This is a genomic window from Euzebyella marina (assembly GCF_014855515.1).
GTDB lineage: Bacteria > Bacteroidota > Bacteroidia > Flavobacteriales > Flavobacteriaceae > Euzebyella > Euzebyella marina.
In genome coordinates, this window is sequence record NZ_JACYFK010000006.1 from 232,998 (window position 1) to 243,410 (window position 10,413).

A 10,413-nucleotide genomic window follows, 5' to 3' on the forward strand; every position below is an offset into this window, starting at 1 on the left:
CGCATTTAATTTAACAACTTCATATTTTAAAGACAAAAAAATAGAACTATTTGCAATGTAAGAGGTGGATTCGAGCTTAGTGCGAATATACCTTTGGATTGATGGTGGATTAGAAGCCATTCGTTTAAACTCAATCCAATTACATTATGAAAAAACTACTATTAACAAAACACTACCTAAGCCTTTGGATAATGGCTTTCAGTAGCGTTTCTTATGGAAACTCATCGAGATTAGATGACGTTTCCTTAAGCAACAATTTTAATTTTGAGAGCTTTTCTTACTTTCAAGAAACCACAATTACCGGTACTATTCTTGACAGTAACAATCAACCGCTGGCAGGTGCCAGTATTGTGGAAAAAGGTACGACTAACGGTACCCAAACCGATTTTGACGGTAATTTTCAATTAGATGTGAGCAACCCAGATGCGGTATTGGTCGTATCATATATTGGATTTGCCTCGCAAGAAATTCCATTGGCTGGAGAAACATCCATTAATGTATCTTTAAAAGAAGATGCGGCCAACCTAGATGAAGTAGTCGTTATCGGTTACGGTACCCAAAAGAAAAGTGATTTAACTGGTGCCGTCGGTTCAGTAAAATCGGAAGAACTTGCCGAAAGGCCTGCTGCTTCGCTTAACCAAGCGATGGCCGGTAGGGTCGCCGGGGTGAATGTAACATCAGGTTCCGGTAGGCCAGGTGGGCGTACCGTTGTTCGTATTCGAGGTAATACTTCGGTCAGTATTGCGAATACCCCACTCTATGTAGTCGATGGTGTTATTTTAAATGCTGTCAATCTACCTAATGGCAGCACACCGATTGACTACATGAACCCAAATGACATTGAATCTATCGAGGTTTTGAAAGATGCCTCGGCAACAGCCATATACGGGGCCCGTGGTGCCAACGGTGTTATTTTGGTAACTACAAAAAGAGGTACTACTACAGGTGGCTCTCACTTAAATTACGATGCTGACTTCAGCTTAGGCACCTTGCCTAAAAAAATTCCACTTTTAAACTCGGAAGAATTCTTAAGGGTCGAAGAGATTGCCTATGCGAACGCAGAAAAGTTTGATCCCGATGGTTGGGCCGGCGGTCGCTATACCGACCCCCGCTTAAAGCGTACCGATCCCCGTTTATTCGATTCAGAGGGCAACCCACTTTACGACACTGATTGGCAAGATGAAGCCATCAGGGCAGCATTTACGCAAAACCACCAACTCTCTTTCACAGGAGGCGATAGAGATTCCAATTACGGGCTTTTTATGGGCTTTCGTGACGAAGAAGGTCTAATAGTCGAATCATGGCTCAAAAGGTTCTCAGGTCGCTTTACTCTAGACACTGAGATTACGCCTTGGTTAAAGGTAGGAGGTAGTTTAAGCTATAACGACCAAAATGAAAAGCAAATCGACCAATTAGGTGGCGGCGGTATCACCACCATGCGCCAAGTGTTAGAAGCTTTGCCTATTATACCGGTTCGATACGACGATGGTAGCTGGGGATCCAATATTGACTATCCAGGAATGGAAGGTGGCGGTAGCCCGGTGGCCGTAGCCAATGACAGGCGCTATTTCTTAAAGACCCAGACAGTATTGGGTAACTTTTACAGCAACATTAAAATTACCGACAATCTACAACTAAGAACAACGGTCGGTGCGAATATCATCAACCAACGTAACGATTATTACGGCGGTCGAGACCTTAGGTACATTGCCATGCCAGACGGTGCAGCCTCTGTTACCAACTCTCGTTTTAACTCGTGGCAATTCGAGAATTATCTAACGTACTCCAAAGATTTCAATGAAGACAATTCTTTGACTGCAATGCTCGGTCTTTCATGGCAGCATGTAGACGAATTCAATGCAGTGGCCTCTACCCGAGGTTTTGCCGACGACTTTTATGGCTTTAATAACTTGGGGGCAGGATCAAATCCGCAAACACCGACTTCCGGTAAAGTTGCTTACGGACTCAATTCTTATTTCGGTCGTGTCAATTACGACTATAAGAACAAATACTTATTGACATTGACCGGTAGGGCCGACGGTTCTTCAAAATTCGGACCTGAAAACCAATTTGCATTCTTTCCGTCGGCGGCATTGGCTTGGCGAGTTTCAGGGGAAGATTTTCTGAAGCAAAACGAAACTATTTCTAACCTTAAGGTCAGGGCCAGTTACGGGGCGACAGGAAACTCTGAAATTCCAGCATATCGGGCATTGGCAGGTCTGCAAAGTGGATCGGTCATCTTTGGTGGCGACCGTGCGGCCTACAGTGTACCACAAAGAATGGCCAACCCGGATTTAAGGTGGGAAAAAACCGAACAGGTTGATGCGGGTGTCGAAATAGGTTTGTTCAACAATCGCATAGCATTGGAGTTAGATTTTTACCGCAAACTTACTTCTGACATGTTGCTCGATGCCCCGGTACCTTCCGCAAGCGGCTTTACCAATGTGTACAGAAACGTGGGTAGTATGGAAAACAAAGGGGTTGAAATCAATTTGAATACCATCAATTTTGACAATGAGATGTTCGGTTGGAGTTCTAACTTTAATATTTCCATCAATAAAAACGAAGTATTGGCCCTATCGGGAGGATCTGACATATTTCTTGGCTCTACCCTAATTCGTGTTGGCGAACCCGTGGGTACGTTCTTTGGCTACATTGATGAGGGTACTTGGAACACTGACGAAGCCGAACAAGCTGCCATTTACGACAGATTACCGGGAGATATCAAATACAGAGACCTAAATAACGACGGAGCCATAAATAGTGATGATAGGGCCATAATCGGCAAAGGTATTCCTGATGGCTTTGGTACCTTCAGTAACACTTTCAGATACGGAAATCTTGAATTGTTGGTAGATCTTCAATTTCAATATGGCAATAGTCTTATGTACCGAGACGAACATTCGGCAGAAGACAGGCAAACCATCGCCAATAGCTTTAAGACAGTTCTTAATGCGTGGACACCTGACAACCAAGACACCGATATAGCCCAAATTAGGCCGATTGCCGCTGGTTACGATACTAATAATGACTCAGGCAAATTGAAAGATGCCTCATTTCTAAGAGGCAGAAACCTAATGCTATCATATGTGTTTCAGCCAGAATTGGTTCAAAAACTTCATTTGAGCCGACTAAGGTTGTACACTTCGGTACAGAACTTCTTTGTGTCTACCAAATTTCCGGGTTACGACCCAGAAAGTTCGAACGGTGGGGGCACTTTTGATCAAGGTTTTTCACTGTATGATTATCCAAGACCGAGAATATTCATGCTTGGCCTTAACGTAGGATTATAATAATATTAAAAGATAAAAGAATGAAAATCTATAAAAATCCCATACGATTTATAGCGGTCTTCATCTCCATTTCATTAGCAACCGCATGTAGTGATTTCTTGGATGAAGAAGATGAGTCGAACTTTACGACAGATACGTATTTCACAAAAGCAGAACACGCTGAAAGTGCTGTCAACGGTATTTACCAACCATTGATTCCTATTACGGAAAGCGGTTTTGGTGGTGGAACGTGGTTAATGCTGGAATTTGCTACAGGTCTTGCCAATACCTCATTAGGCCAAGCTACCAATATCTATTTGGTAAAAGACCTCATTAACAACTCGGATAATGGTTACGGAAGCAGTTATTGGACAGAGTATTACAGGGGAATTTCAAGGGCAAACCTTGCTATTGAAAAAATACCCGACATTAATATGGATGAAACTGAAAAACAAAAGTACCTGGGCGAAGCCAAATTTTTCAGGGCCTATTATTACTTTGGTTTGGTACGTATGTTCGGCAACATTCCTTTAATCACTTCTTCGGTCGATTTAGGATCGGAACAGCTTTTCGCCGAACAAGTAAGTCCTAATGCTATCTACGATTTGATTATCAGCGACCTTACAGAAGCTGAAAATTCTGGTCTACCTTGGAGAGATGATTCAGGAAGAGTTTCGTTAGGAGCGGTAAAAACTCTTTTGGCAGATGTTTATCTAACTACTGCAGGTTTTCCATTGCAGCAAACTGCCAACTATGCCTTAGCCGCGGCAAAAGCAAAAGAGGTAATCGATTCCAATGAATACACTCTATTTGATACCTATGATGATCTCCATAATCCTGCCACCAAAAATACCGGTGAATACATTTTCATGACGCAATTTGCGGCAGGTATTCAATCCGGTAACTGGCAACCCGCCATTTTACCTTACAATCTTGGTATTTCGGCTTATTCGGCCCAAACCGGAGGTATCTTTTCGACCAATGAATTTGCCGAATCTTATGAAGTGGGCGATAAAAGGGCGGAGGAAAAGCAGTTCTATTTTAGAAGCTATTCGTTGGAAGCTGACAGAAACGATAGCATTAATCTTGGAGCACCCTATATTTTTAAACATTTTGATGTGGCGGCCAATGAAGAATCGGCCCAGTCAGACCTTAACTGGAGTCTTTATCGCTATGCAGATGTGCTTTTAATGTATGCGGAAGCAGCAAATGAAGCCGAATCGGGGCCAAGTGCCGACGCTTACGAAGCGGTCAATTTAATAAGGCAAAGAGCTGAAATAGCCGATCTAGAAGGCCTTACACAAGAATCATTTAGAAATGCAGTTCGAATCGAAAGAGTTCATGAGCTCAGTTTTGAAAACAAGACCTGGTACGATATGGCACGTTGGAGAAAGGCCTATAATCCTGAAACCAACCTATTGGAAGATTTTGTCGGCCATACCTTCAGCTATCTTCCAAATAAAGCCTTAACGGAAAGAGAACTATTGTTTCCGATACCAACAGGTGAAATGCAAAATAATCCAAATCTAGAACAGAACCCGGGTTACTAAAATCTAGATTTCACGATAAGTAGTTAGTTAATAGTGAGAACAACCTTCGGTTTCGGCTGAGGGTTGTTTTTTTATTAGAACACCTTTTTATTCTGCCTTTCGTGCGCCCAATATAAAAACTTCAACAAGTGAAGCCGTAATTAACGTAGCGAAAAGAATTAATTCTGATTGTATGCCGAAAAATTGGGTCGGCATAACACTCAATTTTGAAAGGATAAAAAAGAGTAACCCCCCTAAAGTAACCAATGGCATGAGTGAAGTTAGCTTTTTCGAGCTTAAAATACCGGTCAAAATCATCGGAGCCATGATAGCCGTTCCAGTAAAACTGGTTCGTGCCAATAGAACTAAATGTTCTGTGCTAACAATGCTAAAAATTAGGGCCAACAAGCCAAATACTACAATAAAAAAACGTGTAATCTTAATTGATTTGGCATCCTCCAAATTAAGAAGCGACCGTAGTTCGGAACCTAAAGCAAATATTTGAGAATCTGAAGTTGATATGGCCGCCGCCACTAACCCTATCAAACCTAAAGTAGCTATGGCAGGAGCTTGATCATAAAGCAACACATGCCCTATAAAATCTTGAGTGGAAGAATCAGGGTAGAGTATGGCCCCATACATACCCATAAACAAAGTAGGTAGAATGACCAAAATTGCTACAACGCCTAGGCCAACGGCCATTTTTTTGAGTGATGCGCTATTTTTCATGATAACCACCCGTGTGGAAATCTGGGGTTGAGTAAAGGGTAGACAAATAATTGCTATCGCAGAAATGATAAAAAACTGTGCGGTAAAAAGACCCTTTGGTCCTGGTACCGACAACAACTTTTCATTAAGCACCTTAACTTCTGCGAACATCGATTCAACACTTCCGAAATGGGCAATACAATTGTAACCTACTACCCAAATAGTAAAAAAAAGTAAAATACCTTGAAGGGTATCATTATACATAATGGCCCTTAACCCGCCAGTTTCACTATAGACGACCATCACAGCGACTATGCCCAAACTCCAAGCCCATACGGGTAAGGCTTCGGGAAAAGCAGCATTTAAAAAAATGGATATACCACTGATTTGAACGGCAATATAGGGAATGAGAAAAATGACAGCACCACCAAAGGCTACATATCCGGCAAGTTTTGATTGGTAGGTCGAAGCCATCAAACCGGACATCCCCTTGAAATCAAGGTTTCTTGCTTTTCTTCTCAACACCTCACCTACGCGTATAAGGCCGTATACCATCATTGTATCGGAAACCGCCAGAAATATCCATGCACCAACACCGTGCGTTCTAAAAAAATCGGGCATACCCACTACGGTAAATGCACTGAACAAAGTAGCAGCTGTAGTGAACAACCCTATGACAAAGCCTATATTCCCTCCACCTAAAAGATAGTTACTCGTCGTCTTTTCTTTAATTCGGGTACGTCTGACCAAAAAAATCAATATCGCCAGATAGACGGCACTTGCTATAATAAAATTAGTCAGCATGCTGATCTTTCTTTTGAAGCAATGAGACACAATAGGTGAGAACCACGAAAAAAACACTTAACAAAAAGCTTGTCCACATGGTGTACGGTAGGCCAAAAAGCTCTGGCTCATTTGTACTTGTCGGAATAATCAGGGGCGTAAACGTGGCCACAAATGCGATTATCGCCAATAGGTCGATTACCAATAAATTCTTTTTCTTTGGTTTCACTATTCCAGTTATTTATAAGGTCGGAATTGACATTCCCCCGTCAATTTTGATCACTTGCCCCGTTGCATAAGAGATTCTTTTTTCTACCAATGCTCTTACCGCCATGCCCACGTCTTTAGGTGTTCCTAAACGAGGTTCAAGGGTCAGCCCTTCTTCTACGAGTTTTTTATATTTCTCTAAAACGGTAGCGGTCATATCGGTTTCAATAACACCAGGCTGTATTTCATATACGGGTATACCGTGTGGAGCCAATCTGACAGCAAAGAGTTTACTCATCATATGTAGGCCCGATTTTGAGAGACAATATTGCCCTCTTGAAATTGAGACCGTTTCAGCGCTTACCGATGTTATGTTGACTATACAGCCATCAAAAGCGTTGTTTTGAGTCTTACTTTCAATCATTTGGCGTGCCACTTGCTGTGTTAAAAAGAAGGGTCCTTTTAAATTGATATCCATGACCCTTTCATAACTCTCCAAAGACATTTCCAAAAGGTCGTTTCTCTCTTTTGGGGCCACTCCCGCGTTATTGACAAGCACGTTTAAAACGCCTAAATCTTTATCTATTTTTGATAGTATGTCATTCCGCCCACTCGTTTGAGATATATCGCCTTGGCAGTAAATCACCTTCGGGCCATAACTTCTCAAAGAGCTCAATACATTGTCAACCTCTTGCTCAGACCTCATGCCATTAATGGCTAAGTTGTAGCCTGCTTCTGCCAACTCATTAGCAATACCCAAACCGATACCTCTGGAGCCACCCGTTATCAAAATATTCTTTCTCATAGCCGAATGGCTTTTTTAATTTCTTTTAGCTCGGCTGCCTCAGGCATTTTTTTGTAGTAGGAATCTAGTGGAAAACATCCGGAAAGCATTCCTTTTCGGGGAGCCGTTGTACAATCGGAAAAAGTTCTGCAGATACTACCCCTGGCCAGCTTACGGCCTTGTAAAATGTCGTCAGGCATTTCCGGGTAACTAAGAACCATTCGGCCCAACCCGATAAAATCTGCCATATTTTCATCTATCACCGCCTCCGCAATATGGGGAAGCCATTCTTGCAAATAGGAATAGCCAGAACCAACAATTTTTAAATTTGGAAAGCGCTTTTTAATCTGTGCGGTTATATCGATATGACGAGCTACACCGACCAATGGATCTTCCGGAGGAAGATATCCGTCTGAAGGAGGAAAAATAGCAGGCCTTGTTAAATGCGGGGTATAGTATGGGCTTCCAGCAGTAACACATACCATTTCAATACCCAGTTCTTCAAAACTTCGAAGTAATTCGAAAACTTCTGTCATGTCAATTCCGACACCCGTGCCATCGCCACCGAATGCCTCGTTATAGTCGCTGCCCAAAGCTTTTGGAATACCAATATTCTCCTCATCTTTAACAAAAGGAATAAAATCGAATGCGCTCAAGCGTACACCCACAGCTATTTTAGAGGTCTTTTTAATTCCCTCTACAACCGACCTTAAAAATCTTAATCTGTTTTGAAGGGTACCACCATATTTACCTTTTCTAGTTTTCGCACTTAGAAATTCATGGCCAAGATAACCATGACAATGCTTTATATCCACAAACTGAAAACCTGCCTCTTTTGCCAAACTAGCCGCCTGTACAAAATCGTTTACCAATTCATCAATTTCTTCATCGCTCATAGGTATGTGCGAATCCGGTAAGCCAAATTTTTCATCTAGAACTGAATGCTTATATAGTGTGAAAGGTTTTCTAAGCCTATCCTCGTCTGGCACAGCAAATCTTCCCGAATGGGTCAATTGAAGGCCGATAACCAAATCATCTTCTTTACCAAATTTGGCCTTATGATCTCTACGTAAGTTCTCATACAGGTCTTTGAAAGCCGGGAGGTTTTTCTCATTGATCATTAATTGATTAGGGTTTGCTCGCCCATCATGACGAACAGCCACAGCTTCGCAACCCCAAAGTAGTTTAGCACCGCTTATAGCAAAATGATGCCATCTCCTTTTTGTATGTTCACTTGGCAGACCATCGGTAGTACCATCCCACCCTTCCATAGGGAGAATACAAAAACGGTTTCCTACCTTTTCGCCTGATTGAAGAAACAAGGGTTCGCTTAATTTCGAAGAGCCTTTTTGATTCAGATTTTCCTTAAAGGGTATCGACACTTTGATCTCTTGCAAATGACCCAAGAAATCACTTGACGTTTTTAGTTGTGCAACACGTGTTATTTTCTGTTGGGCCATTATTCTGAAACGATATCTTTAAAAAATGTATAGTAATAATCACCACTGATTAGTCCTTTGAGGTAATATGCAAGTTCTCGTAAGTGGTAATCACCCCACATACAAGCTTCTCCATTTGGTATTTTACTACCTTTTGGTATGTGATCCCATCCGTTCGGTCGATGGTATATGGTGTGAAGCAGAAGCCCCTGATGGTTCGGGTCAGGGCTTAAATAAGGTTCTGAAAGTAGTGAATCAGCCACTGTAAGACCAGCAGACATATAAGTATTCCCGCCTTCTAATCCTTTCCGATTTAAATAATTGCCCAATCTTAAAAGTCCTTGTGCACCGATGGCGGCTGCAGAACTATCAATAGGCTCATAATCGTTAAATGGATTTGATTTTGTAGTCTTCCAATCCTTTAAATAAAAGAGACCCGGTGCGCCTGTATCCCAATAAGGAATACCGTCAGATGCCGTATTCTCAATATAAAAATCGCAGGTTGCCTTTGCGGCTTTCAGAAAGGTCTCCTCCACATATTGCTTGCCTCCTAAACTCTCTAAATCGTCGCCAATCTTAAGTTCGTTCAAAAATTCCAATTGTTCTGCAAAACCAAGCATGGCCCATGAAAGACCCCTAGTCCAAGTTGAGAAACCACTATACCCTTGTTGTGTTGAGGGCGAACGATAGTTTCCATCATTTGTATTAAATATTATCTCATGCGCCGTGCGGCCCTTTATGTCATAAGCGTCCCGCCCTTCTCCGTAGTAAATTGAGTATTCCGCGGTTGTCAGACCATGCTCACAGGCCCTTTTTAGAAGATTAAGACGTATATCGTTCTCTCCTGAAGAATAGTGTCCTAATAGGTGACCCACTCCCAATATGCGAATCGTACGTACAGTATCTACAAATAAAGAGTGCGGTCCATTAAAAGAATAGATATATCCCTTATTGGATAATTGTGTCCATCGTTGGGCTTGAACCGATGAGGAAAGCTTTAAAGCGAGCTCACAATAACTCTTTAACCATTTATCGTTTTCAATCTTACCCTCATTAAGAAGTCGGAGTAAATTTCCATAAGTGCTTAGATTATTAAAACCATGGTCATGTACCCCAAAATGACTCACATGAGAGGTCATTTTTGATTTAATGTTATCGATTGCAATATTGAGAAAAAAGCTATCTCCCGTTGCATCAAATTGAAATAATTCAGATCCGTATTGGAACCCTTGGGTCCAATCGGTCCAACTACGTGGCTCATATATTCCATTGACCGTTACTACGGGAGAACCCTTACCTGACTTGAGGTGAGCGTTCATGCTTTTTATTTTATTGGCGGAATGTGTCCAGAGATTGGTAAGCTTTTCAGAAAGTTCTTGAGGGGCAATTTGGTAATCTATCTGCATTTGTGTTATTGGTTACCTAATAAAACTAAGGTAAAATTGAATTATACCAATAGTTTCTCTTAGAAATTTAACAAAAAAGCAATATGAAAAGTTGTTAGGGAATGAATATACCCCATAAAAAAAGGGCCCCTTCACGTAAAGTGAAGGGGCCCTCGAAGGAAGGCGGCGACCTACTCTCCCACCTGGTGTGGCAGTACCATCGGCGCTGGCGGGCTTAACTTCCCTGTTCGGAATGGAAAGGGGTGGGCCCCGCCGCCATGGCCACCTAAGTCTTGAATACCTTAT

Annotated in this window: 7 protein-coding genes and 1 rRNA gene; 2 read left to right on the plus strand and 6 right to left on the minus strand. The window is 42.0% G+C overall.

The window, feature by feature from the left end:
* Window positions 1-146: 146 nt before the first annotated feature.
* Window positions 147-3,293, plus strand: a complete 3,147-nt coding sequence (locus IL356_RS19530; protein ID WP_121847828.1) for a SusC/RagA family TonB-linked outer membrane protein — start codon at window positions 147-149, stop codon at window positions 3,291-3,293.
* 20 nt (window positions 3,294-3,313) lie between these two features.
* Window positions 3,314-4,822 (plus strand): RagB/SusD family nutrient uptake outer membrane protein, encoded by a 1,509-nt coding sequence (locus tag IL356_RS19535; RefSeq protein ID WP_121847827.1) that lies wholly within the window; start codon window positions 3,314-3,316, stop codon window positions 4,820-4,822.
* Window positions 4,823-4,909: 87 nt separating this feature from the next.
* Here the strand turns inward: IL356_RS19535 and IL356_RS19540 are convergent, their stop codons facing one another.
* The 6 genes from IL356_RS19540 to rrf all read right to left on the minus strand — a co-directional run bounded on the left by IL356_RS19540 (window position 4,910) and on the right by rrf (window position 10,397).
* On the minus strand, window positions 4,910-6,313 hold the full coding sequence (locus IL356_RS19540) for a sodium:solute symporter family protein (RefSeq protein WP_121847826.1): 1,404 nt from the start codon (window positions 6,311-6,313) through the stop codon (window positions 4,910-4,912).
* The gene (locus IL356_RS19545; RefSeq protein WP_121850605.1) at window positions 6,303-6,521 is read right to left on the minus strand and encodes a hypothetical protein; all 219 of its coding nucleotides are present in this window, start codon (window positions 6,519-6,521) and stop codon (window positions 6,303-6,305) included. Before IL356_RS19545 ends, IL356_RS19540 begins: the two co-directional genes overlap by 11 nt.
* A gap of 12 nt (window positions 6,522-6,533) precedes the next feature.
* Window positions 6,534-7,304: a 3-ketoacyl-ACP reductase gene (locus tag IL356_RS19550; RefSeq protein ID WP_121847825.1), complete on the minus strand. Its 771-nt coding sequence runs from the start codon at window positions 7,302-7,304 to the stop codon at window positions 6,534-6,536.
* Window positions 7,301-8,743 carry an NADH:flavin oxidoreductase gene (locus tag IL356_RS19555; RefSeq protein WP_121847824.1) on the minus strand — a complete coding sequence of 481 codons (1,443 nt, stop codon included), beginning with the start codon at window positions 8,741-8,743 and terminating at the stop codon, window positions 7,301-7,303. The genes IL356_RS19550 and IL356_RS19555 overlap by 4 nt, the downstream gene beginning before the upstream one ends.
* On the minus strand, window positions 8,743-10,128 hold the full coding sequence (locus tag IL356_RS19560) for a glycoside hydrolase family 88 protein (protein ID WP_121847823.1): 1,386 nt from the start codon (window positions 10,126-10,128) through the stop codon (window positions 8,743-8,745). The genes IL356_RS19555 and IL356_RS19560 overlap by 1 nt, the downstream gene beginning before the upstream one ends.
* 157 nt (window positions 10,129-10,285) lie before the next feature.
* Window positions 10,286-10,397: ribosomal RNA gene (gene rrf / locus IL356_RS19565) — 5S ribosomal RNA — on the minus strand.
* Between the last annotated feature and the right edge of the window lie 16 nt (window positions 10,398-10,413).